This is a genomic window from Ruegeria sp. BG5, assembly GCF_056538425.1.
The window spans coordinates 1,309,827-1,335,484 of record NZ_JBQFTC010000001.1 but is presented as its reverse complement, the minus strand read 5'-3'; the positions used below and the strand labels follow the sequence as shown (position 1 = coordinate 1,335,484).

The window sequence follows — 25,658 nt, the reverse complement described above, 5'->3', positions numbered from 1 at the left end:
GCGCGCCGGAACCAAGAGCGTGCAATGACCGAAAACACATTCACCCCCAGCCCCGAACAAAGCACCGCCTTTCGCGAGGCATTGGGCTGCTTCGGAACGGGTGTCACGGTCGTAACCACGCACACGGAAAACGGCCCGCGGGCGATCACCGTGAACTCTTTTGCCTCGGTCTCGCTGGATCCGCCTTTGGTGCTGTGGTGTCTTGCCAAGGATTCATACCGTTTCAACGCCTTCAACGGGTGCCAGCACTATGCAATCCACGTCATGGCACAGGAACAGCAGGATGCCGCGCTGAAATTCGCGCGCGACGGCACCGATTTCTCTCATGCCAAATGGGAACTGGATGCAGCCGGTCGCCCACAACTGGCCGAGTGTCTGGCCCGCTTCGACTGCCAGCTTCATGCCAAACACGAGGCCGGGGATCATCTAATCCTTGTCGGTCAGGTGGAACAGGTGATGTACCGCACCGGCAAGGGCCTGATCTTCAAGCGCGGTCAGTTCGGCGGCTTTGTCGACAACGTTTAATCGTCTAGCGACCCATGAACCGCCAGCGCCTCTAGCTGGGTTTCTTGCGGCGTGATCACGCGGAACGCCTCGTGCACGCCGCTTTCGGTCAGCTCACGCGCCACGGTCAGCAGGGTGTTCGGCGCGTGCTCATCGCACAGTTCCGACATATGCTCGATTTCCGCCTGCGCCACGCCCAGCGCATCCTCGACCGATGGCGCGCCGTAGAATTGCACGAAATGTTCGGCCAGGTTTTGGATGATCTGATCTTTTTCGGCCGCTTCGATCTGGGTCACCGCAACAAATGTCACGCGCCCGAAGGTCTCTAACCCCAACCAGCCATTGGCGTAGGCCTGCCGGGATTTCCCTTCCAAATCGCCCTGCCCCCAGTTCGAGAATTCGAACCCGCCTGAGATGCACCATTCTCCGGTCCGCGCAGGGGAATGAAACACATTCATGTCGCTTTCATCGAAATGGATCGCACGGGCGAGTTTCATCAGGTCGTCTCCAATAATTCTGTCAGCGGGCGCAACTGGGTGTCATCGCCGTCCCGGATCAGCATACCGAACCGCTCATCCGTGCCCAGAAAGACGCCCCGGTCGGCCAGCGGTTCCCCGACGCCACGCAGAAGACCCAGCCATTCGCCGTGCAATGGCGCGTTGCCGTCCTCTTGCCAGCGGTTGAGCCATGTCAGCATGTGCCGTGACCAGCTTTCCACCAGTTGGGTCGCAGATACGTCGGCGCAGCCTTCGTCATACAGCGCGGTGATGTCCGGGGTATTCCCCGGCGCATCGCTGGTTTGCAGCAGCGCCAGTTCCCAACCGATCACCAGCCAGTCGGGCATCTGATCCGGGTCTGTGGTCGAGGCTGCGACGTGGAACTGTCCACATTTCGCGCCATTCACGCAGATCAGCCCGTCCCAACCAAGATGCACGGCCACTTCGGGCGGAGCCAGCGCGCCCAGCGCATTCTGGAACCCCACAGCGCACAGCGGCAGCATCGCCATGGCATCCTGCAATGGCACCTCAGGCGCGAAGACGATGGCCACGCGCAGGCGGTCGGCCTGAATGTTGTAGACCACCGACCCCGCATCACAGCCCAGTGCCGCCATGGCCTGCGCCTTCTCAAACGGGTCTTCCCCGCCCTGCGCAGGATGGCCCGTCAGCAGCGGAGGGAAGACCGGTTCGGTCATGCGTTACCCTTGGCAATCATGTCGCGGGCGATCTTCCGGAACGCTTCGGCCTGCGGGCTGTCGGGTTTGGTGACGACGATGGGCGCACCTCCGTCAGCGGCCAAACGGATGTCCAGATGCAGCGGAATTTCACCCAGCAGCGGGACGCCCAGCGCCTCGGCCTCTGCGGTGACACCACCATGGCCAAAGATATGTTCCTCATGCCCGCAATTGGAACAGATATGGGTCGACATGTTCTCGATCATACCGACGATGGGCGTTTTGAGCTGATTGAACATGTCGATCCCCTTGCGGGCGTCGATCAGGGCCACATCTTGCGGGGTCGAGACGACAATGGCGCCGTCCACCTGGAACTTCTGGCTCAGCGTCAGTTGCACGTCGCCAGTGCCGGGTGGCAGATCGACGATCAGCACGTCCAACGCACCCCATTGCACCTGGCTCATCATCTGTTGCAGCGCGCCCATCAGCATTGGGCCACGCCAGACAACCGCCTGCCCTTCGTTGGTCATCAGACCCATCGACATCATGGTGACGCCATGGTTGCGCAGCGGCAGGATCGTCTTGCCATCCGGGCTGGCGGGCCGACCCGAGACACCCAGCATCCGGGGCTGCGATGGGCCGTAGACATCCGCATCCAGCAGACCCACGCGCCGACCCTCGGCGGCCAAGGCACAGGCGAGGTTGGCCGAGACGGTGGACTTACCCACCCCACCCTTGCCCGAGGCAACGGCGATGATCCGATCCACACCCGGAACCGCCTGCGGCCCGGTTTGCGAGGGTTTGGGCTTGGGCTTCAGATCCGGCGGGGCCTTGTCGGAATGCGCGGTCAACATGGCCGAGACCTTGGCGACACCGTCCACCATCTGCGCGGCCTGTTCGGCAGCGGCGCGCACAGGTTCCATGCGTTCGGCCTGCTTGGGATCGATCTCGAGCACAAACCGCACGGTGTCACCTTCGACATTCAGCGCGCGCACGACACCGGCGCTGACGATATCCTGACCGGACACCGGGTCGGTGATCTTTTTCAGGTTTGCAAGAACCGCGTCACGGACACTCATGCCTTCATCCCCTTACCCTGCATCGCATGGTTGCTTTTCATTGCATGTGTCTCCGTCTTTCTTCGTTCATTTGACGCATTTGCCAATTGGCCGTTAGGTTTGGCCATGCGCTTTGTCCTGTTGTGCCTCAGCCTGACGCTCACCGCCACCCCTTCCGGGTCGCAAGAGGCCATCGGCCTTGCCGCCCCGCCCGAGGTTTCAGACACGGGCCTTTTGCAACATATTCTTCCGCGCTTTTCACTCAAGACCGGGATACGCGTTATTGCCGCAGAAGACGGTGTTATGACGTTGTCGGCTGAACCCGACGGCGATCCGGTCTTTGCCCGCAACGCGGTGATCTATCATCTGAGCATTCAGGACGACCCGCGCCAGTCCCGGTTCCGCGAGTGGCTGCTGTCGGATACCGGCAAGCGCACGGTCGAGAGTTTTGCACCGGATCAAGGCGCGCCGTTCAGCGCCAGTTTCGAAGTCGTCACTACCGACGACACCCCGACCACCGATGGTGACACTGCATTGGGCGAGGAACTGTCGATGACCCATTGTGGCAGGTGCCATGTGATCGGCCCTCAGAACCGGATGAACGGTCTGGGCTCGACCCCGTCTTTTGCGGTGTTGCGCACCCTGCCCGACTGGTCCGAACGGTTTCAGGCCTTCTTTGCGCTGAACCCGCACCCGGCTTTCACGCAGATAGACGGGCTGACGCCGCCGTTCGACCCGTCGCGCCCCTCGCCCATTCATCCGGTTGAAATGACGCTGGACGATCTTGAGGCCATCCTTGCCTTTGTCTCGGTCATCGATGCGGCGGATCTGGGCGCGCCGCTGCAGCATCAATGATCCTTCCGTTTTGAGAAATAGTCGTCCGTCGTGACCACCCGAGGTTTCGGATTGGACTGGAACGGATTGTCCTGGATTTTGAACTGCGCATTCACCCGGCAATTGTCACACATCTGGATCATCCGCGCCTGCTCGGACGAGGCAAACATCGGATGCGTGCCTGAAAGTTTCTCCATGATGCGCTCGACCGTTGATTTTACTCCGAACAACGCGCCGCATTCCACGCAGGCAAACGGCTCTTCTTCGTTCAACACCTGCTGGGACAGGGCCGCATCGCTCAGGTCAAGTTGCGGCACCAATGTAATTGCATCTTCCGGGCAGATATTCCGGCAAAGGCCGCATTGCAGGCAGGCGTCCTGCTGGAAGTTCAGTTGCGGGTTGTCCGGGTTGTCGATCAATGCCCCCGATGGGCAGAGCGACACACAGCTAAGACATAAGGTGCAGGCGTCGGTGTTCACCGCAACTGCCCCATATGGCGCACCTTCCGGCAGTGCCAAAGACGCATCGGTTTTTGGGTTCAGGGCCTGCGCAGCCAACCGGGTGATTTGCCGACGGTTGCCCAAGGGCAGAACCGGATCGGCCAGCGGTATCGGAACCTCTTGCGCGTAAAGCTGATCCGACACGGTGTCCGGGTCGGCCTCATCTATTAACCCCAATGCGCCATCTCCGGCTATGGCTTTCGCCAGTTCAAGCTCTTGGTCCAGCGCATCCCGTTCGGTTGTGGGGGCAAGCAGTATATCGACCCGCGCAAAGCCATGGGCCAGGGCGGCCAGCATTTCGGCATGGCCAAACCCTGAAATCACGCTCAACTCTATCGGGATCACGTCGGCGGGCAGACCCCGGCCAAAGCGCGCGGCCAGACGGATCATTTCGGCCCCGTGGGCATCATGCACCAGCAGGCGCGGCGCTGCACCTCCGGCCCGGCGGTAAGTGCGGGCCAGAACATGCATCCGGGACAGGATCGCCGACACGGGCGGGTCCTCATAAGTAATCGCGGTCGAGGGGCACAGGGCGGCGCACGCCCCGCAACCCGCGCAGATCATCGGGTCAATCGCAACATGCTCACCCGCCGGGGTGATTGCGCCAGTCGGGCAGATGTCGAGGCAATTGGTGCACGCAACTTGTTCGGCGCGGGAATGAGCACACAGGGTTTCTTCCAACCGGACATATAGCGGCTTTTCGAACGTCCCCACCAACTGCGCGGCATCAAAGGCCAGACGGGCAACCGCCACCGGATCGCGCGGGTCAGCGCGCAGATACCCTTCGCGCTTGGTCGGGGACTGAACCAAGGCCGTCCCGCCGGTCAGATCAATCAGGATATCGCATGCGGATTTCGCACCATCGCGGGGGGCTGACCATGTGAAGGCCCCGCGACCACCCGGTTCGACCTGCTGAACCTGATCGATCTGCAGCGAGAATCCCCCCAAGGCACCAGTGACCGAACGCACCTGCCCGCGCACCACATCAAAAGCGCGGCTGAAGGGAACACTGTCCTCGGACGTTAAAACCGTGACCGCCAAGGTACCGGACAGACGTTCCGCCAATTCAAACGCAGCCTCGGCGGGGCCAATGATGCAGCACGTCCCTTCGCTGATCACATCCACGCTGGGTGAGATTGGCAAGGGCACCAACGCCTCGGCGGCCAACGCGGCCATCTTGGGTGCGGCGTCCCGGGCCTGATCCGACCAACCGGCGCGGTCCCTCAAATCGACGAAGGCGGGCAAATCGACGTCGAGGTCCTCGGCCAGATCGCGGAACACTTCCTGCTCTTGCCCGCAGGCGATCAGAACCGGATCATCGCCTTTCATGAACTCGGCCACCACGCCAAGCTCGCGGGTGCACAGGGCTGTGTGGGTTCTGGAACACTCGACATCGCAGGCAGAGCCTATCCGGTCGGCGTCAACGGGCTGTGACCCTTCGCAGTCACATAGGATGAGTTTGGTGGCCATGTCCCTCCCCCGGACAGCTTCCTTACTTGTCTACATTAGATGGTATCCTGCCGCTAGTAATCCAGCCCCTGCGCCCAGGCAGCGGCAAGTTGTTGGATAAAACGTAAATCCCCTTGTTTTCCGACTGAATCGGTCGGAATTTCACATGTTAAATTCTAGGTGATCACGCCTGTTTTTACGTCATTGAGACTTGGCATGATAGCGCTATGTGTACCATAGTAGACGCTAGGTAAGGCAGGGGAGAGCCTTACGGGGAGGAGCCAGTGGCCAAGGCCGCAAGCCGTATCGAAATGCCTGTTGGCGTCGTTGTGCGCAAAACACCCGGTGTGACCCGCTGGGCCAAGTGGAACTGGCGCGCTGTCGCGGCGCTGCCCGGAGCGGGCCCGGCCGATTGGCTGGAGTTGCGGCGCGAAGGCGAAGCGGTCGAATATCACGCCGCCACCCTGCCCCTGACCTTGTGGGCAGATGAGACCGAGGCTTACATGGTCAACCTGTCTGACGGTCAGCCTTCGATCTATCTGGTTCTGCGCGATGCTTTGGACGGGAAACGCCCGATGGATGCGGTGCTGATCACCGCCTCGCCCTTCGAAGGTCAGGATTACGCCGATACCGGCGAAGAGATCGTCGAAAAAATCCCGATGACCGATGGCCTGATTGCCTGGATGCGGGACTTTACCCTTGAGCACCACCGCGATGAGGTTTTCGTCAAACGCCGTCGCGACAAGAAACGGACCGATCTGATTGAGGACGGCAAGGGCGATGCGCGGATCCGGCAGGACTCGGACGTCTACCGCGCCCCGCGGAGGGTTGTGCAATGACCCAAGCCCGCGATTTCTGGTCCCGCCGCAAAGCTGCCGTTCAGGCCGAAGCCAAGGCCGAAGTGATTGCGGCGGAAGAACAGGCTATCGCAGCACAGCACACCGAACTGGAAGAAAAGGCCGACGCAGAAATTTTGGCCGAGTTCAACCTGCCCGACCCGGATCAGTTGCAGGCGGGCGACGATGTCTCGGGCTTCATGGCCAAGGCGGTGCCGGACCGGCTGCGTCGTCGGGCGCTACGTCGGTTGTGGCGGCTGAACCCGGTGCTGGCCAATGTGGATGGGCTGGTCGATTACGGCGAGGATTACACGGACGCCGCCTGCGTGATCGAGAACCTCCAGACAGCGTATCAGGTTGGCAAAGGCATGCTGGCGCATGTTGAAGCACTAGCTGCTGAGGCAGAGGAAGAAACGCCCCAAGACCTGGCTGAGCCACCTGTGATCGAACAGGAACCGGCTTTGGATCAAGCCCCTCCTGAACCCGTTTCGGTAGCCGCAGCCCACGAGCCGGAAGAGGCTGAACTGCCCCCTTCCCCGCGCCGTATGAGATTTGAATTCGAAGGATAACGCATGACCGCAGATAACGCGCAGACCATAGACATCTCAGCCGAAGATCGGCTTCGCGCGGATTTCTACAACTTTCTGGGTCTGCTGCTGGCTGGCCCGCCCGATCAGTTGCTTTTGGATCAGATGGCGGGCCTAAGCGGCGACGACACCGATCTGGGTCAGGCCATTCAGGCGATGGCGCGGGTGGCAAAAGTCACCAAACCCGCTGCCGCCGAGCGTGAGTTCAACGCGCTGTTCATTGGGCTGGGTCGTGGAGAATTGCTGCCTTACGCAAGTTTCTACCTGACCGGGTTCCTGAACGAAAAACCCCTCGCGCAGCTTCGCAACGACATGGCCGCGCGTGGGATCACACGGGCGCAGAATGTGTTCGAGCCCGAGGACAACATCGCCTCACTGATGGAGATGATGGCGGGCATGATCGTAGGCCGCTTTGGCGCGCCTGCCACGCTGGAAGACCAAAAAGCGTTCTGGAACAAACATATCGGCCCCTGGGCCGCACATTTCTATTCGGATTTGGAAGCCGCCGAAGCGTCGGTTCTCTATGCCTCGGTCGGGACAGCCGGTCGGGTGTTCATGGAGATCGAACGCGAGGCCTTCCGAATGACGACAGCGTGATGCGCTGTCACTCGTCAGCGCCCCGTTTGGCGCTAGTTCGCAACTGGGACAGGAGGAGCCCATGAGCAAGATCAAGGAAGAAGGCACCACGCGCCGCAACTTCCTCAAACTGGCCGGAACCGCAGCACCCGCTGCCGTCGCCGCCGCCAGCCTGAGCGGTCAGGCCGAAGCAGCCGAGCTGCCAACGGATGAGACCCGCATGCAGGACACCGCGCACACCCGCGCATATCTCGAAAGCACGCGCTTTTGAGCGACGATGAAAGCACCCGGTTCTAGGATCGGACGTTTTCACCACCCGACTGACGGTTGCGATTGGCCCTGACGTCGGCATCACCAGCACCAAGCCAGCCATGGCTTACATGGCCAGCAAGGGAGGAAACCAATGTTAAGGAAAAAGACCAACGGGGTTGCGAGACGCCCCCAGCGGACAAGTATCCTGTCCCAGGTCGGCGAGAAAACCGTCGATCGCCGCGCATTCCTGCGTGGCTCGGGCCTGACGATCGGCGGCCTTGCCGCGATCAGCGCCACGGGTGGAACCGTGACGCCAGCCAGCGCCCAGACAGCGGCAAACACAGCCGTTGAAAACATCAAATCCGTATGCACTCACTGTTCGGTCGGCTGTACGGTCGTTGCCGAAGTGCAGAACGGTGTCTGGGTCGGGCAGGAACCCGGCTGGGACAGCCCGTTCAACTTGGGTGCACATTGCGCCAAGGGGGCCTCGGTCCGCGAGCACGCCCATGGCGAACGCCGCCTGAAATATCCGATGAAAAAGGAAGGTGGCGAGTGGAAGCGCATCAGCTGGGAACAGGCGATCGACGAGATCGGCGACGGCATGATGAACATCCGTCAGGAATCCGGGCCGGACAGCGTGTACTGGCTGGGCTCGGCCAAGCACAATAACGAACAGGCCTATCTGTTCCGCAAGTTCGCCGCCTACTGGGGCACGAACAACGTGGACCATCAGGCCCGTATCTGCCACTCAACCACCGTTGCGGGTGTTGCGAATACATGGGGCTACGGCGCCATGACCAATTCGTATAACGACATCCACAATTCACGGGCCATCTTCATCATCGGCGGCAACCCGGCCGAGGCGCACCCCGTCTCGCTGCTGCATGTTCTGCGCGCGAAAGAGCAGAACAACGCCCCGCTGATCGTCTGCGACCCGCGCTTTACGCGCACCGCGGCGCATGCGGATGAATATGTGCGGTTCCGCCCCGGCACAGACGTTGCGCTGATCTGGGGTATCCTGTGGCACATCTTCGACAATGGTTGGGAGGACAAAGAGTTCATCCGCACCCGTGTCTGGGGTATGGATCAGATCCGCACCGAGGTTGCCAACTGGAACCCGGAAGAGACCGAGCGTGTGACCGGCGTGCCCGGCTCGCAGCTCAAGCGCGTTGCCCGGACCATGGTCAACAACCGCCCCGGCACCGTGATCTGGTGTATGGGTGGGACGCAGCACACCAACGGCAACAACAACACCCGCGCCTATTGCGTGCTGCAGCTTGCGCTTGGCAACATGGGCACTTCGGGGGGTGGCACCAACATCTTCCGCGGCCATGACAACGTGCAGGGCGCAACGGACCTTGGTGTTCTGTCCCACACCCTGCCCGGCTATTACGGCCTGTCCGCAGGGGCATGGGGCCATTGGAGCCGTGTCTGGGGTGAGGATCTGGATTGGCTGAAAGGTCAGTTCGCCACGATCAAGGACAAGGAAGGCAAGGACAAGCCGCTGATGAATGAGCGCGGCATCCCGGTCTCTCGCTGGATCGACGGTGTTCTGGAAGACCCGGCCAACATGGATCAGGACAACAATGTCCGCGCCATGGTTCTGTGGGGCCACGCGCCCAACTCGCAGACCCGGATGACGGAAATGAAGACGGCGATGGAGAAGCTGGACATGCTGGTCGTGATCGACCCGTATCCCACCGTTTCCGCCGTGCTGCATGACCGCACCGATGGCGTCTACCTGCTGCCCGCCTGTACGCAGTTCGAAACCCGTGGTTCTGTCACGGCCTCGAACCGCTCGCTGCAATGGCGCGATAAGGTGGTGGATCCGCTGTTCGAAAGTCTGCCGGATGAGGTCATCATGGCCAAGTTCGCCAATAAGTTCGGCTGGGCGGATCGGTTGTTCCGCAATATCGAAATGGAGGACGCCGAGACCCCCAACGTTGAAAGTATCACGCGTGAGTTCAACGCGGGCCTCTGGACCATCGGCTATACTGGTCAGTCGCCGGAACGTCTGAAAAGCCACATGGCCAACCAGCACACGTTCGACAGAACCACGCTGCAAGCCATTGGTGGACCAAACGACGGCGAGTATTACGGACTGCCATGGCCCTGCTGGGGCACGGCCGAGATGGGTCATACGGGGACACCGAACCTCTATGATATGTCCAAGCCGGTGGCCGAAGGTGGCCTGACTTTCCGCGCTCGTTTCGGGGTGGAACGCGATGGTGACAACCTGCTGGCCGAAGGGGTCTATAGCGTTGGATCGGAAATTCAGGATGGTTATCCCGAATTCACGATGCAGATGCTGATGGACCTCGGCTGGGACGGCGATCTGACGGCTGAGGAACGCGCAGCCATCGACGCCGTTGCGGGACCAGAGACCAACTGGAAAACCGACCTGTCCGGCGGCATCCAGCGGGTTGCGATCGAGCATGGCTGTGCGCCCTTCGGGAACGCCAAAGCCCGCGCGGTTGTCTGGACCTTCCCGGATCCGATCCCGCTGCATCGCGAACCGCTCTATACCAACCGGCGCGATCTGGTGGAGGATTATCCGACCTACGAAGACCGGCACGCGTATCGCCTGCCCACCCTTTATGCTTCGATCCAAAAGAACGACTTTTCAAAGGATTACCCGATAATCCTAACGTCAGGTCGTCTGGTCGAATATGAAGGCGGCGGTGATGAGACACGGTCGAACCCGTGGCTGGCCGAGCTTCAGCAGGACATGTTCGTCGAGATCAATCCCCGCGATGCCAACAACCTGGGCATTCGTGACGGATCACAGGTCTGGGTCGAAGGTCCTGAGGGTGGCAAGGTCAAGGTGATGGCGATGCTGACCAACAGGGTCGGTGCCGGTGTGGCCTTCATGCCGTTCCACTTTGGTGGCCATTTCCAGGGCGAGGACCAGCGGCACAAATACCCCGCCGGTGCAGACCCATATGTGCTGGGTGAAAGTACCAACACCGCCCAGACCTATGGCTACGATTCAGTGACCCAGATGCAGGAGACCAAAGCGACTCTCTGCAAAATCTGGTCAGCGTAAGGGAGGAGAAGAGAAAAATGGCAGCAAGAGCAAAATTTCTCTGCGACGCCGAACGCTGCATCGAGTGCAATGCCTGCGTCACCGCTTGTAAGAACGAACACGAGGTGCCGTGGGGCGTGAACCGCCGCAGGGTGGTGACGATCAATGACGGTGACCCGGGCGAACGCTCGATCTCGGTGGCCTGTATGCATTGCTCGGATGCGCCCTGCATGGCGGTGTGCCCGGTCGACTGCTTCTATCAGAACGAAGAAGGGGTTGTCCTGCACTCCAAGGACCTGTGCATTGGCTGTGGTTATTGCTTCTACGCGTGCCCGTTCGGCGCGCCGCAATACCCACAGGCGGGCAACTTCGGATCGCGCGGCAAGATGGACAAATGTACCTTCTGTGCCGGCGGTCCCGAGGAAACGCACTCGAACGCAGAGTTCGCCAAATACGGTCGCAACCGGATCGCCGAGGGCAAACTGCCCATCTGCGCCGAAATGTGTTCCACCAAGGCCCTGCTTGCCGGTGACGGTGACGTGGTCTCGGCCATCTACCGCGAGCGCGTCGTCGCGCGCGGGTTTGGTTCGGGCGCATGGGGTTGGGGCACGGCCTACGACCAGAAAGACGGATAAACCGTCTGCATCAAACTCAGGTGACCCGCCCGCGCGGGTCGCCTGCTTTGGAATTTTGACCGAGGTTCAGATGTTCCGCTTATTCTTCGCATTATTGCTTACGATTGGACTGGCGCAGGCCGCACTTGCGCAATCCGACGAGACCGAAGTACCTGCCCCCACGACCGAGCGCAGTTCGACCGGCGGCGCGACGACGCTTGAGGATATTCTGGCTCGACAGCGCGGCGAACTGGTGGATAACGCCTATCGTTCGGAAAACACCGGCCAGGGCAATGTCGAGGGTCTGCTGGGCCAGTTTGGCCCAAGCGGCGTGTCATCGGACAGCGATGTCTACCGTGCGTTGCGCTTTGGTTCGGCAGACGTCACCGTCTCATCCCGTGGGCCTGCCGACAGTGTTCTGATACAGGACGGCGGCATGTGGTGGTGGGAATTCCGCACCGGACCGTTACGCGAATACGGCGGCTATATTATCGCAGGAATGCTTGCGATCATCGTCTTGTTCTTTCTGATCCGCGGAAAAATCCGCATCGATGGCGAGAAAACCGGCCGGACTGTCCTGCGCTTCACCAGTTTTGAACGCTTCGGGCATTGGCTGTTTGCCGGGTCCTTCCTGATCCTTGGCCTTACCGGCCTGCTGACGCTTTATGGGCGCGACTTCCTGATCCCGATCTTCGGCAAGGAAGGCTTCGCGACCATCGCCCAGGGCTGCAAATGGCTGCACAACAACCTGGCGTGGGCCTTTATGCTGGGGCTCATCATCGTCACCGTGAACTGGATCGCCCACAACATACCAAACCGCACAGACCTGAAATGGCTGGCTGCCGGAGGTGGGCTGTTCACCAAAGGCTCTCACCCGCCCGCCAAGAAATTCAACGCCGGGCAAAAGATCATCTTCTGGGCCTGCATCCTGCTGGGCGTCTCGATCAGCCTGTCGGGCCTGTCACTGCTGTTCCCGTTTGAATTGCCGATGTTTGCCAAGACTTTCTCGGTCGCAAACGCCACCGGTATTCCGCAAGCATTAGGCCTGAACCTGCCGACACAAATGGCACCGCAGGAAGAGATGCAGTATGCGCAGGTCTGGCACGTTATGGTGGCCTATGTCTTCATTGCCATCATCATCGCCCATATCTACCTCGGCTCGGTCGGGATGGAGGGCGCATTCGATGCCATGGGAACCGGTGAGGTCGAAGAGCAATGGGCGCGCGAGCACCACTCGCTGTGGCTGGAAGAGGTGCAGGAAAAAGAGGCCGGTAAAGCAGCGGCTTCACCCGCAGAATAGATGCGCGGGCTGATCCTGGCCCTGGTGCTGGTCCCCCTGCCCGCCTGGCCCGAGTTCTTCACGCTCAAAGGTCATGGCGGCCCGATCATGGGGATCGCCACCGCGCCTGACGGGCGCATAGCGACAGCCAGTTTCGACAATTCCGTGGGTCTATGGTCGGGCAAATCCCCCGAATGGCTTGAAGGCCACGAAGCCGCCGTCAACAGCGTCGTGTTCAACGGAACCGCGATCTATTCCGCCGGGGACGATTTCACCCTGCGTCGCTGGCCCGGCGGTGCAATTGTCGGCCAGCACAAAGGCAAGATCGTCGGGCTTGCAGCTTCGAAAACCCACGTTGCCACAGCCAGTTGGGATGGCACCATCGGGCTTTGGCCGGTCGACGGGTCAGACCCTGTTTTGCTTGGACCAACCGGCAGCGGTGTGAACGCAGTGGCCTTTTCGCCAGATGGCGCGCATCTTTATTCTGCGGGGGTCGATGGCGCTCTGCGGCTTTGGGATGTTGCCACCGGTCAGGAAACAGATCGGTTGGTCGAGCATGGCTTTGGCATCAACGAATTGATCCTGAACACGCAGGACAACTGGATCGCCTATGGCGCGGTTGACGGCGTCACGCGCATTCTGGACCTGTCCACGCGGGAAGAACGAGACTTCACCCTCGACCGCCGCCCGATCCTTGCCCTTGCCCTCAGCCCCGACCGCAGCCTGCTGGCGGTTGGTGATGGCGAAGGTTACATCATGGTGATCGACACGACCGAATGGCGCATCGCGCAGGACTTCCGCGCCACCCTGCGCGGGCCGGTCTGGGCGCTGGCCTTTTCCACCGACGGGCAGAACATCCACGCGGGTGGCATCGACGACGCCATGTATAGCTGGCCGGTTTCAGCCCTTGGCGATCAGGACCAAATGGCCGCTGTCGAGCCAAGCTTTCTGAAAAACCCAGACGAAATGAGCAATGGCGAACGCCAATTCGCCCGCAAATGCTCGATCTGCCACAGCCTCACACCTGATGGGCAACGACGCGCCGGTCCGACGCTGTATGGACTGTTCGGTCGCCCGGCCGGAACCTTGCCGGGCTATTTCTACTCGGAAACCTTGCAAGACTCTGATATCATTTGGAATGATGAGACGATAAATGCCCTTTTCGACGAGGGGCCGGATCACTACATTCCAGGGTCAAAGATGCCGATGCAGCGGATTACCCAAGCACAGGACCGGGACGATTTGATCGCCTTTCTGCGCCGCGCAACGGTTGACCAGGACTGAACCCGGAGGGGACCATGAAAGCCTTTTTTGCCGCCCTGGCCGCGATGGTCGTCATCACCGTTGCAGCCCCTTACACGCTGGAGCAGATGGGCTTCAGCGCCGAAGAGGCCACTTCCGGCTCAGCCGTGCGCCTTGACTGAATGTCCGACTACCTGACCACCAAAGAACTGGCCGACCTGCTGCGGATCGGCGAGCGAAAGGCCTACGATCTGGCCTCCTCGGGCGAGGTGCCCTGCGTCCGCGCCATGGGCAAACTGCTGTTCCCCCGCGCCGAGGTGATCGCATGGCTCAACGCCTCTCGATCCGGTCCACAGGTGGCCGAACCACCCCTGCCCGCCATCGTCGCGGGCAGCCATGATCCTCTGCTGGACTGGGCGCTGCGGGAAAGCGGATCGGGGTTGGCGACTTATTATGACGGTTCTTTCGACGGGCTGACCCGCCTTGCAGATCGCAGCGCGCAAGCTGCGGTCTTGCACATCCACGAAGAAGATGGGTTCAACACAACCTCCCTGCGCGATGCGTTGGGCGAAGCGCCCATGGTTCTGGTCGAAATTGCCCAGCGGCAGCGCGGGTTATTGCTGGCCCCCGGCGTCACCGACATTACTGGGTTTGCCGATCTTAGAAATCGGCGCGTCATCCTGCGCCAGAACAGCGCCGCAAGCCAGCGCCTGTTTGATGCGCAGCTCGAAGCGCATGGCATGGCACGGGATGATCTGAACGCCCTGCCAAACTGCGCCCGCACCGAAGAGGAACTGGCCATCACCTTGTACGACACAAAAGCCGAGGCCGGGTTCGGTCTGGGTGCGCTAGCCAGCCTCTACAATCTTGGCTTTGCCCCGACCCATTCCGAAAGACTGGATCTGGCCATCTGGCGACGCGCCTATTTCGACCCACCGATGCAGAAATTGCTGCGCTTCTTGCGTTCCGACCAATTCCACGCCCGGGCCTCCGAATTCGGCGGCTACGATCTGAACGGATTGGGACAGATCCACCATAATGGCGCCAGCGGGTAAAACTTCATCTTTTCAAAAATACTCTCGCCGAAGGCATTGGCCGCAGGCCAATTCACTGCGCGTTGGGAAAGAACACCTGCTGCCCCTGCAGCCGGAATGACTCGATGGCCGCCTGACCGTCCGGCCCCAGCAGCCAGTCGATAAACCTCTGCCCTGCGTTGGCGCGCACTGTGGGGTGTTTGTCGGGGTTCACAAGGATCACGCCATATTGGTTGAACAAACGCGGGTCGCCCTCGACCAGTATTTCAAGATCGCCCCGGTTGCCAAAGGACAGCCAGGTTGCCCGGTCGGTCAGCGTATAGGCCCCCATGCCGCTGGCCACGTTCAACGTCGCCCCCATGCCCGAGCCGGTTTCGCGATACCACGTCCCGGACGCCTCGGTCGGATCAATACCGGCCTCCGCCCAATGGCCGAGCTCGGCCTTGTGCGTACCGCTGTCATCCCCGCGCGAGACAAAAACGGCCTCTACCGCCTCAATCGCCGCCAATGCAGACAGAATATCCGACCCGCCCTTGACGCCAGCCGGGTCCGATTTTGGTCCGACCAGAACAAAATCGTTATACATCAGGTCAAATCGCTCAACGCCCCAGCCATCGGCCACGAACTGCTCCTCGGCCGGCTTAGAATGCACCAGCAGCACATCCCCGTCCCCATTGATCGCGTTGCGAATGGCCTGACCGGTTCCAACAGCCACGACGCGCACATCGATCCCGCTCTCCGCCTCAAACCCCGGCAGGATATAGTCCAACAGGCCCGAGTTCTGGGTAGACGTGGTGGATTGCACGACAATGAACGGCTCCTCTGCCAAAGCAGTCCCTGCCATCAGGCCAAGACCCACCAGTGCTGCGCGCAAAACTGCCCGAACCATCGCGACCTCCAAGTTTCCTGCTAAGTGACCAAACCGCCTGCCAGGTAGCGCCGGGATGCCTCGCTTTGCGGGGCATCCAGAACCTGCTTTGCGGAACCATGTTCAACCACATGGCCGCCCTGCATCATGACAATATCCGCCGCAAGCCGCCGCGCCTGCCCGATGTCGTGGGTGACCATCACAATCCGCACACCCCGAGACGACGCGCGCAGGATCATACGTTCGATCATCTGCGTGGCACTTGGGTCAAGCGCGCTTGTGGGTTCGTCCAGAAACAAAGTCTCGGGGTTCACCGCCAGCGCGCGCAGGATCGCCAGCCGCTGCGCCTCACCCCCTGACAGTGAACGCGCGGATTGCCGGGCTTTGTCCTCAAGCCCACCCTCGGCCAGCAATTCAACGATCCGGGCTTTGCGCGCGGCGCGTGCCAGCCCCTGACGTTTCAACACAAAATCCAGATTGGCGGAGACCGAGCGTCGCAGCAGAACCGGCTGCTGAAACACCATCGCCTGCCGCGACAGGTGATCGGCGTTCAGCGGTGTGTCGTCCTGCATCACCCGCCCCTGATCCGGCACAATCAACCCGTGCAAACAGCGCAGCAACAGGCTTTTACCCGCTCCGTTCGGTCCCAGCAAAAGGGTCGGCCCCGGCCCGTCCAACGTCAGATCAGCAACGTCCAGCAGAGCTTTCCCGTTGCGGCGGATCTGCACGTCGCGGACATGAAGGCGATTTGTCATATCCGAGACCAGATCACGCATGGCGCAATCCCTCCTGCTCGGCCCGCAGGCTGGCGGCGCTGACCATCGCATTCACGGCCACCGCAATCCCGATCAGGATCGCACCCAAAGCCAGCGCCAGCGCCAGATTGCCTTTCGAGGTTTCCAGCGCGATCGTCGTGGTCATCACCCGCGTCACGTGGTTGATATTGCCGCCCACGATAATCACCGCCCCGACCTCGGCAATCGCGCGGCCAAACCCGGCCAGCAATGCTGTGATCAGAGCAAGCCGCGCATCCCACAGCAGCACCGGAACCGAGGCCAGACGCGACACCCCAAGCGACCGGAGTTGTTCCGAATACTCCTCGGCCAGCATCTCAACCACTTGTCGGGTCAGCGCGGCCACGATGGGCGTCACCAGCACGACCTGAGCGATGATCATTGCGGTGGGCGTATAAAGCAGTTCAAGCACGCCCAGCGGCCCCGAACGGGACAGCATCAGATACACCAACAGCCCCACCACCACCGGCGGAAAGCCCATCAGCGCGTTCATCAGCACGATCAGAACCCGCCGTCCGGGGAACCGGGCAACAGCCAGAGCTGCCCCAACCGGCATCCCGATCAGCGCAGAAATCAGTACCGCAAACAGGGAAACTTTCAGGGACAGAAGCACAATGGCCCACAGCTCTGCATCCCCATTGAGGATCAAAGACAGCGCGCGGCTGAATTCTGATGCAAATCCCTGCATTATTTTCCTAGTTGCAACGCAAATCGGATGAAATGCGATAAATTACAAAGAAATACTAACCCGGTTTGACCCCAAGTACATACACAATTCCGACAGTTGGAATGAAAAACGCGGCCCCGTTTGGGACCGCGTCGTGACGTGCGAAATGCCTGTTTGGTTTAGTTCAATGCCGCATCGGTGATCTGATGCGTCCAGGCACCTTCGGGCTGTTTGGTGATAACCGGGTCAGAGCCACCGGCCAGCAGGGTGCCAACGGTCCGCTCGAAATCCGCCGGGTCAAGCGCGCCGTTCGAGCCTGCGGTCAACTTGGCGATCTCACCCATCATGCGCTTTTGATGCTCTTCGGTCTGCGCACCGGTCGCATCATTGTCCAGAACGATCAGAGCGGCCTCTTCCGGGTTCTCCTCGGCATATTTCCAGCCTTTCATCGAGGCACGGACGAAGCGCTGCATCTTGTCCACGAAAGCCTCATCGCTCAGGTTCTCTTCCAGTACATAAAGACCGTCTTCCAGCGTCGCGACGCCCTGATCTTCGTACTTAAATGTCACCAGCTCATCCGGGCTGACGCCTGCATCGATGACCTGCCAGTATTCGTTATAGGTCATGGTGCTGATGCAATCGGCCTGACGCTGCAACAGCGGATCGACGTTGAAACCCTGTTTCAGAACCTCAACCCCGCTCTCGCTTTTGCCGCCGGTATCGATGCCAAGCTGGCTCATCCAGCTCATGAACGGGAACTCGTTGCCAAAGAACCAAACACCCAGGGTGCGGTTTTTCAGATCCTCCGGCGCGGCGATCCCGGCATCCTTCCAGCACGTCAGCATCATGCCCGAGCTTTTGAATGGCTGCGCGATATTGACCAAAGGCAGGCCCTTTTCGCGGGCAGCCAATGCGGCAGGCATCCATTCGACGGTCACATCGGCCCCGCCACCGGCAATGACCTGCGTCGGCGCAATGTCAGGACCACCCGGCAGTATGGTCACGTCCAGATCTTCTTCCTCATAAAACCCCTTGTCCTTTGCCACATAGTAGCCAGCGAACTGAGCCTGCGTGACCCACTTAAGCTGCAAGGTCACCTCATCTGCGGCCAGTGCTGAACTGGCGGCCAGGCTAAAGGCGGCAACCGCCCCGCTGAGTAGCTTTTTCATCTTCATCTTCTCCTAGTTGCGTGTTGTGCCCCGTTTTCGGGGTCTGTTAAGTCTTCTTTTTGTTATCCGCGTTGTGAGGGGTGCCAGAAGGTTACCACCTTTTCGAGCCCTGCCACCAATGTATAGAACACCGTCCCCGCCATGGCCGCCACAGCAATCTCGGCCCAGACCAGATCGATGGACAGACTGCCCACTCCGGTCGAGATCCGAAAGCCCATGCCGCGCGTCGGCGATCCGAAATATTCGGCCACGATAGCCCCGATCAGCGCCAGCGTCGTGGCGATCTTGAGGCCGTTGAAAACAAACGGCATCGCCGCAGGCAGGCGCAGCTTGATCAGCGTTTGCATGTAACTGGCCGCATAGGTGCGCATCAGATCGCGCTGCATGGCGTCCGCCTCGCGCAGGCCCTGCACCGTGTTCACAAGGATCGGGAAGAACACCATCACGACGACAACAGCCGCCTTGGATTGCCAGTCAAACCCGAACCAACTGACCAGAATGGGCGCAATCCCCACGATGGGCAGGGCCGCGACAAAGTTCCCGATGGGCAGCAGCCCACGTGTCAGGAACACCGACCGGTCGATCAGGATTGCAGTCACGAAAGCGGCGCTGCTGCCGATGGCAAAGCCGGTGAACGCCCCTTTTAAGACGGTCTGGGTAAAATCCTGCCACAGAATATCCGTCGAATTCGCAAAGGTCTGCGCCACCATAGACGGCGGCGGCAGGATCACGGGTGAGACGTTCAGCCCCCGCACCAGTCCCTCCCACAGGATCAGCAGCGTGACACCAAACAGCACCGGCACAAAGACCCGAATACCTTTCGAGTCGCGATAGATCGACCGCGCCAGCCAGGCATTCAGCCACCAGGCACCTGCCCAGAAGATCAGGGAAAAGATCAGCCAGTTCATGCGCCCATCCCCATGCGTTTCAGGGTCACCCGTTGCAGCACGTCCAGCAACGTCACCAGGATGCCCGCCAGAATGGCCGCCGCAAACAGCGCTGCCCAGATGGCCAGCGGTGTGCCGAACTGATCCCCGATCAATATCCGCGCACCCAGGCCCGAGATTGCACCCGTCGGCAACTCGCCCACAATCGTCCCGACCAAGGCCGCCGCGATCCCCACCTTCAGCGAGGTAAACAGATACGGCACCGAGGACGGCAGGCGCAGTTTCAGAAACGCCTGCAGTCCGTTTGCATTGTAGGTTCTGAGCAAATCCAGTTGTGATACGGCAGGCGACCGCAGCCCTTTGACCATCCCGACCAGAACCGGGAAGTAACACAAGTAGGCCGAGATAATGGCCTTGGGCACCCCACGCCCCTCGATCCCCAATTGCGAACTCAGGACAATGATCATCGGGGCCAGCGCCACAATCGGCACCGTTTGGCTGATGATGGCCCATGGCATCAGGCTCATGTCGACAACGCGGGAATAGACAATGGCGACGGCCCCCAGAATGCCCACGGCAGTGCCCAGCACGAAACCCCAAAGGGTGGATTGCAGCGTGATCCAGCCGTGGTAGATCAACGACCGCTTTGACATGGCCCGCCCGCGCATCGCCATCTCGCCAGTGGTTTTCCACAGCTCCTGCCCCACCTGAACCGGGGTCGGCAGGCGCGGACGGTCGAGTTCGTACCCGCGAACGATATGCGCTGAATTCTGCGTCATCAGAACCCAGACCGAGACCTGCTGACGGTCCCGTGACGCCTCGGGCGTGACGGTTTCGCCCGCACGTTCGGCCTGATCCAGCGAGACACGGATGTTCATCGGTGCAACCGCCAGATACCACAGCACAACAATGGCCAGCAGAACGGTCATGACTGCAAAAAACTGTTTCATGCCCGCCACTCCATCCGGAGGACAGGAACGGTGTCCGGAGGCACCGGCGGTTCCTCGGCTGTCACCTCAAACCCTTCGCGCCGGTAAAATCGCTGCGCCGCCGTGTTGGGGGTGTGGGTGGTCAACCAAAGAAAGTCCCGCCCCTCTTTGGCCTGATCGACAAATCTCTTGCCGATCCCCTGTCCGGTTCGGCTGCAATAGAGTCCACCGATTTTGTTTTCCTTTGGATCGACCGACATATAGCAATCAATCGGGTCTCCGGTGACCCAGATTTCGCGCGCATCAAACGCCTTGCGGATCATGTCGGCGATTTGACCTACGGGCAGTTCGTCCGGCATCCAGTCGGTTTGGCTGGCCCAGTCATGAACCACCCGGGCGCATGCCTCCACATCCTCGGGCCTTGCGCGTCTGATTTGGACGGCGTCAGTCATCATAGGAATGCCCCGCCCTCAGCCCGTCGCGCACTCGATGCGCAACTTCGATAAACTCCGGAGTGTCACGAATGTCCAAAGGCCGCTCCTTCGGTAAGGGGCTGTCGATCACATCTGTGATCCGCCCGGGCCGGGGGCTCATGACCACTATCTTGGTGCTCAGATACACCGCCTCGGGGATCGAGTGGGTCACGAAGCCAATCGTCTTCTCGGTCCGTGCCCAAAGTGCCAAAAGCTGCTCATTCAGGTGGTCGCGCACAATCTCATCCAAAGCCCCGAACGGTTCATCCATCAGCAGGATATCGGCATCAAAGGCCAGGGCTCGCGCGATGCTGGCCCGTTGCTGCATGCCGCCAGATAATTGCCACGGAAATTTCCCACCAAACCCTTCAAGATCAACAAGTTCCAGTACGTTCCTAACGCGCTCATCCTGTTCCGCCGAGGAATAACCCATAATCTCAAGCGGCAGTTTGATGTTCTTGGCGATGGTCCGCCACGGATACAGGCCCGCCGCCTGAAACACATACCCATAAGCCCGCTTGCGCCGCGCCTCATCCGGGGTCATGCCATTCACGGTCAAGGTTCCCCCGGTCGGGGTCTCCAACGCCGCAACACAGCGCAGGAACGTGGTTTTACCGCAGCCTGAGGGGCCAATGAAGCTGACAAAATCGCCCTTGTCGATTGTCAGGTTCACATCCTTGAGGGCATGAACCGGCCCGTCATTAGTTTGGAAGGTCAGGTCAAGTTGCCTGGCTTCGATCACGGACGGGGTCTTACTTTCAGTATTCATTCCATTGCCTTGAAAAGAGTGGATTTGAGCCGCCGCAAGACGGCTCATCTGCGTCATACGCCCGTTGCCGGAATACCCGTCCGCTCGACCGGTCGCGGCGCGGTCAGCTCTTTCCATGTGCTCAACGCCTTGTTTACGGTCGTATTCGCCTCACGCGCCACAAACTCGCCATGGCCTTCCTGCGTGCGGATCTCTCCATCATGCACAGCGACCTGACCACGTGTCAGGGTAAAGCGTGGCAGGCCCCTGACCTCTTTGCCTTCGAAGACGTTGTAGTCGATGGCCGATTGCTGAGTGCCCGCGCTGATGGTCTTGGATTTCTCAGGATCCCAAACCACCAAATCGGCATCCGCGCCAACCAGAACAGCGCCCTTTTTCGGATAGCAATTCAATATCTTGGCGATGTTTGTTGAAGTTACCGCCACGAACTCGTTCATCGTCAGGCGCCCGGTATTCACCCCATGCGTCCACAGCATCGGCATCCGGTCTTCAAGCCCTCCGGTCCCGTTCGGGATCTTGGTGAAATCCCCCACGCCATAACGTTTCTGTTCCGTGGTAAAGGCACAATGGTCTGTGGCCACAACGCTCAGCGTGCCGGATTGCAACCCGTTCCACAGGCTGTCCTGATGCTGCTTGTTCCGGAACGGGGGGCTCATGACCCGCCGCGCCGCGTGATCCCAGTCCTGATTGAAATACTCGCTTTCATCCAGGGTCAGGTGCTGGATCAAAGGCTCTCCCCACACCCGCTTGCCCTGCATCTTGGCCCGCCGAATGGCCTCATGCGCCTCTTCGCACGAGGTATGCACGACATAGAGTGGAACTCCGGCCATATCCGCGATCATGATGGCGCGATTGGTCGCCTCGCCTTCCACCTGCGGCGGGCGGGAATAGGCATGCGCCTCGGGGCCGGTATTACCCTCGGCCAGCAGTTTGGCGCTCAGTTCCGCCACCACATCGCCATTCTCGGCATGGACCATCGCGGTGCCGCCCAGCTCGGCCAGACGCTTGAACGAGGCGAACAATTCGTCATCATTCACCATCAACGCGCCTTTATAGGCCATGAAATGCTTGAACGTGTTGATGCCCCGCGTCTCAATCACCGTCTTGAGGTCATTGAACACCTGCTCGCCCCACCAGGTCACCGCCATGTGAAACGAGTAATCGCAATTCGCACGCGTCGACTTGTTGTCCCAGCGCTTCAACGCATCCAGCAGGCTCTCGCCCGGGTTTGGCAGCGCAAAATCGACCACCATGGTCGTCCCACCCGCCAAAGCCGCCCGCGTGCCGCTTTCGAAATCGTCGCTGGAATAGGTCCCCATGAACGGCATCTCCAGATGCGTATGCGGATCGATGCCGCCCGGCATGACGTAACATCCGGTCGCGTCCAGCTCGGTATCGCCCTTCAGGCCCATCCCGATCTCAATGATCACGCCGCCTTCGACCAGCACATCCGCCTTGTAAGACAAATCTGCCGTAACAACGGTTCCGTTCTTGATGACTGTGCTCATGTTAAACTCCCTGATGTGGTCTGCGCCACTTGCTTCTTCTGTTCAAAAATACCTCGGGGGAGTCGCCCTTGGGCGACGGGGGCAGCGCCCCCTATTCCACGATTTCCGCCGTCTCGACGACCGCATGAAACAGAACATCGGCCCCGGCCGCAGCCCAGTCCTTGCTGATCTCTTCGGCCTCGTTATGGCTCAGCCCATCCACACACGGGCACATCACCATCGCGGTCGGTGCAACCCGGTTGATCCAGCAGGCATCATGCCCGGCGCCCGAGATGATGTCCGTGTGCGAATAACCCAACCGTTCCGCCGCATCGCGCACGGCAGCAACACATCCATCATCGAATTTGACCGGATCAAATCCGCCGACCTTCTCGAATTCGATCTCAAGGCCCATCTCATTGACAATGTCCTCGGCCGCGACGCGCAACCGGTTCTCCATATCGGTGATCACATCCAACTCGGGCGAGCGGAAATCGACCGTGAACACCGCCTTGCCCGGGATCACATTGCGTGAGTTCGGATAGATGTCGATATGTCCCGCCGCCCCAACGGCATGGGGTGCATGGGACCAGGCGATCTCATCCACCTTCTCAAGAATGCGCGCCATCGCCAGCCCGGCATTCTTGCGCATCGGCATTGGGGTCGATCCGGTATGCGCATCCTTGCCGGTCACGGTTATCTGAGTCCAACTCAACCCCTGACCATGGGTGACGACCCCGATATCCTTGCCTTCGGCCTCCAAAATCGGCCCCTGTTCAATGTGCAACTCAAAGAACGCATGCATCTTGCGCGCGCCGACCTCTTCATCGCCGCGCCAGCCGATACGCTGCAACTCGTCGCCAAATTTCTTGCCCTCAGCATCTTCGCGACCGTAGGCCCAATCCTGCGTGTGCATCCCGGCAAACACGCCCGAGGACAGCATGGCAGGCGCGTATCGCGTGCCTTCTTCATTGGTCCAGTTCGTCGCCACGATAGGGTGTTTGGTCTTGATCCCAAGATCATTCAGGGTCCGGATGATCTCCAATCCCCCAAGCACGCCCAGAACGCCATCATATTTGCCCCCCGTCGGCTGCGTATCAAGATGCGAGCCCACATAGACCGGCAGCGCATCCGGGTCCGTGCCCTCGCGCCGGGCAAACATGTTACCCATCTGGTCCAGCCCCATGGAACAGCCCGCATCCTCGCACCATGTCTGGAACAGGGCGCGGCCTTCGGCGTCTTCATCGGTCAATGTCTGGCGGTTGTTACCGCCCGCGACGCCGGGCCCAATCTTGGCCATTTCCATCAGGCTGTCCCACAACCTGTCGCCATTGATCCTGAGATTCTGCGCCGGAGCTGCCATTGTCTTTTTCCCTGTCGCTTGCGATTTGGCTCGCTTTTGGTGTCTTGATTTGACCATCTGGTCAAACTCACGCTATCACGGGTTCGACATCAGTCAAGAAATTGCGAAACACAGCGGAATTTTTCCGCATAATTCACACTCACTTGGCTAAAAAGAGACACGCAGGAACCATGCCCAAAGACCGCGCACCAACCCGAATTCAGAAAAAGAACCGCGCCGCGATTCTCGAAGCCGCTTTGAACGTGTTCTCGGCGCATGGGTTTCGCGGGGCGACCGTCGATCAGATCGCGGCCGAGGCCGGTCTGAGCAAGCCCAACCTGCTGTATTATTTCCCCTCGAAAGAGGCGATCCACACCGCGCTTTTGTCCGGTTTGCTGGACGTTTGGCTGGCCCCATTGCACGATCTGGACGAAAACGGCGATCCGATGCAGGAAATCCTGTCCTACATCCGGCGCAAACTGCAGATGAGCCGCGAATTACCGCGCGAAAGCCGCCTGTTTGCCAATGAACTGGTACAGGGCGCGCCGCGCATACATGATGCCCTGTCCACCGACCTCAAGGCCCTGGTCGACTCGAAATCCGAGATCCTGACCAGATGGATGGATGACGGTAAAATTGCCCGCGTGCACCCCTATCATCTGTTCTTTTCGATCTGGGCCCTGACCCAGCATTACGCCGATTTTGACGTGCAGGTCCGCGCCATTCTGGGCGAGGAAGACCCGTTCGAAGGGGCCGAACCCTTTGTCGAGATGCTCTATCGCAAACTGCTGACACCCTAAGGTTTATTTCGCGGGTTTCAGAGCCAGTATTCGTTTCAAAATCACGATGGCCATGGCCAGCAATATGGTCAGATCGCCCATTGTGTTAACCGTGTTGATCTTGGGCACTTTCCCGGCATCCCGTACGATGGCGGTATACATCTTGGGCTGCTGGACGCCGATGGAATGCTCACGCTCGGACGCTTTGATGAACTTGTCAAAGTCCTGTAATGCTTTGACCTTTTTCTTGACCTGCCCCAGAAAGCGCTGATCCAGCTGGCGATCCTCTTTCAGCTTTTTCAGCATCTCTTCGATCGAGCGGCGCAGCTTGATCATCTGATCCAGGTCCTTTTTGACCTGCTTTTGGTGCAGCACGAAATTCTTTGCCGCCAGCGCGTCTCGCTGTTTGGCTTTGGACAGGGCGACATTCTTTTTGGATGTGTCCCGGTCAAGCTTTGTGACCCGGTTGCCTCCCTTGTTCCGGCCCGGTGGTGCCGCTGGCATGACATTCTCCTTTGATCCTGTCTGTCAGC

At 60.1% G+C, this 25,658-nt stretch carries 28 protein-coding genes; 13 read left to right on the top strand and 15 right to left on the bottom strand.

What is annotated here, in order from left to right; genetic code table 11:
- Nucleotides 1-24 precede the first annotated feature (24 nt).
- Nucleotides 25-525 carry a flavin reductase family protein gene (locus ACR0KX_RS06175; RefSeq protein WP_170621669.1) on the top strand — a complete coding sequence of 167 codons (501 nt, stop codon included), beginning with the start codon at nucleotides 25-27 and terminating at the stop codon, nucleotides 523-525.
- Here the strand turns inward: ACR0KX_RS06175 and ACR0KX_RS06170 are convergent.
- Genes ACR0KX_RS06170 through ACR0KX_RS06160 form a run of 3 tightly spaced genes read right to left on the bottom strand, consistent with a single transcriptional unit; the run spans nucleotide 522 to nucleotide 2,754 of the window.
- Nucleotides 522-1,001: a DUF6505 family protein gene (locus ACR0KX_RS06170; RefSeq protein ID WP_480708080.1), complete on the bottom strand. Its 480-nt coding sequence runs from the start codon at nucleotides 999-1,001 to the stop codon at nucleotides 522-524. The genes ACR0KX_RS06175 and ACR0KX_RS06170 overlap by 4 nt on opposite strands.
- A complete protein-coding gene (locus ACR0KX_RS06165; protein ID WP_170621667.1) occupies nucleotides 1,001-1,696 on the bottom strand; it encodes a biotin/lipoate--protein ligase family protein in 696 nt (231 codons plus the stop codon). The genes ACR0KX_RS06170 and ACR0KX_RS06165 overlap by 1 nt, the downstream gene beginning before the upstream one ends.
- Complete coding sequence (locus ACR0KX_RS06160; RefSeq protein ID WP_170621666.1) at nucleotides 1,693-2,754, bottom strand: Mrp/NBP35 family ATP-binding protein; 1,062 nt, start codon at nucleotides 2,752-2,754, stop codon at nucleotides 1,693-1,695. The genes ACR0KX_RS06165 and ACR0KX_RS06160 overlap by 4 nt, the downstream gene beginning before the upstream one ends.
- Nucleotides 2,755-2,859: 105 nt before the next feature.
- Here ACR0KX_RS06160 and ACR0KX_RS06155 point away from each other — a divergent pair, with 105 nt between their 5' ends.
- Nucleotides 2,860-3,588 (top strand): hypothetical protein, encoded by a 729-nt coding sequence (locus ACR0KX_RS06155; RefSeq protein ID WP_170621665.1) that lies wholly within the window; start codon nucleotides 2,860-2,862, stop codon nucleotides 3,586-3,588.
- On the opposite strand, the gene ACR0KX_RS06150 is transcribed toward ACR0KX_RS06155, so the two are convergent.
- A complete protein-coding gene (locus ACR0KX_RS06150; RefSeq protein ID WP_170621664.1) occupies nucleotides 3,582-5,537 on the bottom strand; it encodes a 4Fe-4S binding protein in 1,956 nt (651 codons plus the stop codon). The genes ACR0KX_RS06155 and ACR0KX_RS06150 overlap by 7 nt on opposite strands.
- A 263-nt stretch (nucleotides 5,538-5,800) precedes the next feature.
- Here ACR0KX_RS06150 and ACR0KX_RS06145 point away from each other — a divergent pair, with 263 nt between their 5' ends.
- The 10 genes from ACR0KX_RS06145 to ACR0KX_RS06100 all read left to right on the top strand — a co-directional run bounded on the left by ACR0KX_RS06145 (nucleotide 5,801) and on the right by ACR0KX_RS06100 (nucleotide 14,982).
- The gene (locus ACR0KX_RS06145; protein WP_170451312.1) at nucleotides 5,801-6,355 is read left to right on the top strand and encodes a DUF3305 domain-containing protein; all 555 of its coding nucleotides are present in this window, start codon (nucleotides 5,801-5,803) and stop codon (nucleotides 6,353-6,355) included.
- The gene (locus ACR0KX_RS06140; RefSeq protein WP_170621663.1) at nucleotides 6,352-6,921 is read left to right on the top strand and encodes a DUF3306 domain-containing protein; all 570 of its coding nucleotides are present in this window, start codon (nucleotides 6,352-6,354) and stop codon (nucleotides 6,919-6,921) included. The genes ACR0KX_RS06145 and ACR0KX_RS06140 overlap by 4 nt, the downstream gene beginning before the upstream one ends.
- Nucleotides 6,922-6,924: 3 nt before the next feature.
- Nucleotides 6,925-7,536, top strand: a complete 612-nt coding sequence (locus ACR0KX_RS06135; protein WP_170451314.1) for a molecular chaperone TorD family protein — start codon at nucleotides 6,925-6,927, stop codon at nucleotides 7,534-7,536.
- Between the two features lie 61 nt (nucleotides 7,537-7,597).
- The gene (locus tag ACR0KX_RS06130; protein WP_170621662.1) at nucleotides 7,598-7,786 is read left to right on the top strand and encodes a twin-arginine translocation signal domain-containing protein; all 189 of its coding nucleotides are present in this window, start codon (nucleotides 7,598-7,600) and stop codon (nucleotides 7,784-7,786) included.
- Between the two features lie 132 nt (nucleotides 7,787-7,918).
- Nucleotides 7,919-10,813, top strand: coding sequence for a formate dehydrogenase subunit alpha (locus ACR0KX_RS06125; RefSeq protein ID WP_170451316.1), 2,895 nt, complete (start codon nucleotides 7,919-7,921; stop codon nucleotides 10,811-10,813).
- Nucleotides 10,814-10,830: 17 nt separating this feature from the next.
- Complete coding sequence (gene fdh3B, locus ACR0KX_RS06120; protein ID WP_170621661.1) at nucleotides 10,831-11,427, top strand: formate dehydrogenase FDH3 subunit beta; 597 nt, start codon at nucleotides 10,831-10,833, stop codon at nucleotides 11,425-11,427.
- A 70-nt stretch (nucleotides 11,428-11,497) separates the two neighbouring features.
- Nucleotides 11,498-12,706, top strand: coding sequence for a formate dehydrogenase subunit gamma (locus tag ACR0KX_RS06115; protein ID WP_170621660.1), 1,209 nt, complete (start codon nucleotides 11,498-11,500; stop codon nucleotides 12,704-12,706).
- Nucleotides 12,707-13,969 (top strand): c-type cytochrome, encoded by a 1,263-nt coding sequence (locus ACR0KX_RS06110; protein WP_170621659.1) that lies wholly within the window; start codon nucleotides 12,707-12,709, stop codon nucleotides 13,967-13,969.
- A 14-nt stretch (nucleotides 13,970-13,983) separates the two neighbouring features.
- A complete protein-coding gene (locus ACR0KX_RS06105; protein WP_480581542.1) occupies nucleotides 13,984-14,109 on the top strand; it encodes a hypothetical protein in 126 nt (41 codons plus the stop codon).
- Nucleotides 14,110-14,982: a helix-turn-helix transcriptional regulator gene (locus ACR0KX_RS06100; RefSeq protein ID WP_170621658.1), complete on the top strand. Its 873-nt coding sequence runs from the start codon at nucleotides 14,110-14,112 to the stop codon at nucleotides 14,980-14,982.
- A 52-nt stretch (nucleotides 14,983-15,034) separates the two neighbouring features.
- Here ACR0KX_RS06100 and ACR0KX_RS06095 read toward each other — a convergent pair whose 3' ends face one another.
- The 10 genes from ACR0KX_RS06095 to ACR0KX_RS06050 all read right to left on the bottom strand — a co-directional run bounded on the left by ACR0KX_RS06095 (nucleotide 15,035) and on the right by ACR0KX_RS06050 (nucleotide 24,367).
- On the bottom strand, nucleotides 15,035-15,850 hold the full coding sequence (locus ACR0KX_RS06095; protein WP_170621657.1) for a substrate-binding domain-containing protein: 816 nt from the start codon (nucleotides 15,848-15,850) through the stop codon (nucleotides 15,035-15,037).
- A 20-nt stretch (nucleotides 15,851-15,870) separates the two neighbouring features.
- Nucleotides 15,871-16,605, bottom strand: coding sequence for an ATP-binding cassette domain-containing protein (locus ACR0KX_RS06090; RefSeq protein ID WP_170621656.1), 735 nt, complete (start codon nucleotides 16,603-16,605; stop codon nucleotides 15,871-15,873).
- Complete coding sequence (locus ACR0KX_RS06085) at nucleotides 16,598-17,311, bottom strand: ABC transporter permease (protein WP_170621655.1); 714 nt, start codon at nucleotides 17,309-17,311, stop codon at nucleotides 16,598-16,600. Before ACR0KX_RS06085 ends, ACR0KX_RS06090 begins: the two co-directional genes overlap by 8 nt.
- Before the next feature lie 158 nt (nucleotides 17,312-17,469).
- Nucleotides 17,470-18,459 carry an ABC transporter substrate-binding protein gene (locus tag ACR0KX_RS06080; protein ID WP_170451323.1) on the bottom strand — a complete coding sequence of 330 codons (990 nt, stop codon included), beginning with the start codon at nucleotides 18,457-18,459 and terminating at the stop codon, nucleotides 17,470-17,472.
- Nucleotides 18,460-18,521: 62 nt separating this feature from the next.
- The gene (locus ACR0KX_RS06075) at nucleotides 18,522-19,367 is read right to left on the bottom strand and encodes an ABC transporter permease (protein ID WP_480708074.1); all 846 of its coding nucleotides are present in this window, start codon (nucleotides 19,365-19,367) and stop codon (nucleotides 18,522-18,524) included.
- Nucleotides 19,364-20,296, bottom strand: a complete 933-nt coding sequence (locus tag ACR0KX_RS06070; RefSeq protein ID WP_170734568.1) for an ABC transporter permease subunit — start codon at nucleotides 20,294-20,296, stop codon at nucleotides 19,364-19,366. The genes ACR0KX_RS06075 and ACR0KX_RS06070 overlap by 4 nt, the downstream gene beginning before the upstream one ends.
- A complete protein-coding gene (locus tag ACR0KX_RS06065; protein ID WP_170621653.1) occupies nucleotides 20,293-20,727 on the bottom strand; it encodes a GNAT family N-acetyltransferase in 435 nt (144 codons plus the stop codon). Before ACR0KX_RS06065 ends, ACR0KX_RS06070 begins: the two co-directional genes overlap by 4 nt.
- Nucleotides 20,720-21,517, bottom strand: a complete 798-nt coding sequence (locus ACR0KX_RS06060) for an ABC transporter ATP-binding protein (RefSeq protein ID WP_170451327.1) — start codon at nucleotides 21,515-21,517, stop codon at nucleotides 20,720-20,722. Before ACR0KX_RS06060 ends, ACR0KX_RS06065 begins: the two co-directional genes overlap by 8 nt.
- A gap of 53 nt (nucleotides 21,518-21,570) precedes the next feature.
- Nucleotides 21,571-23,025, bottom strand: a complete 1,455-nt coding sequence (hydA, locus tag ACR0KX_RS06055; RefSeq protein WP_170621652.1) for a dihydropyrimidinase — start codon at nucleotides 23,023-23,025, stop codon at nucleotides 21,571-21,573.
- A gap of 91 nt (nucleotides 23,026-23,116) precedes the next feature.
- Nucleotides 23,117-24,367 (bottom strand): Zn-dependent hydrolase, encoded by a 1,251-nt coding sequence (locus ACR0KX_RS06050; RefSeq protein WP_170451330.1) that lies wholly within the window; start codon nucleotides 24,365-24,367, stop codon nucleotides 23,117-23,119.
- Nucleotides 24,368-24,537: 170 nt separating this feature from the next.
- Here ACR0KX_RS06050 and ACR0KX_RS06045 point away from each other — a divergent pair, with 170 nt between their 5' ends.
- A complete protein-coding gene (locus ACR0KX_RS06045; protein WP_170451332.1) occupies nucleotides 24,538-25,146 on the top strand; it encodes a TetR family transcriptional regulator C-terminal domain-containing protein in 609 nt (202 codons plus the stop codon).
- 3 nt (nucleotides 25,147-25,149) lie between these two features.
- On the opposite strand, the gene ACR0KX_RS06040 is transcribed toward ACR0KX_RS06045, so the two are convergent.
- Nucleotides 25,150-25,629 (bottom strand): hypothetical protein, encoded by a 480-nt coding sequence (locus ACR0KX_RS06040; RefSeq protein ID WP_170451334.1) that lies wholly within the window; start codon nucleotides 25,627-25,629, stop codon nucleotides 25,150-25,152.
- Nucleotides 25,630-25,658 lie beyond the last annotated feature (29 nt).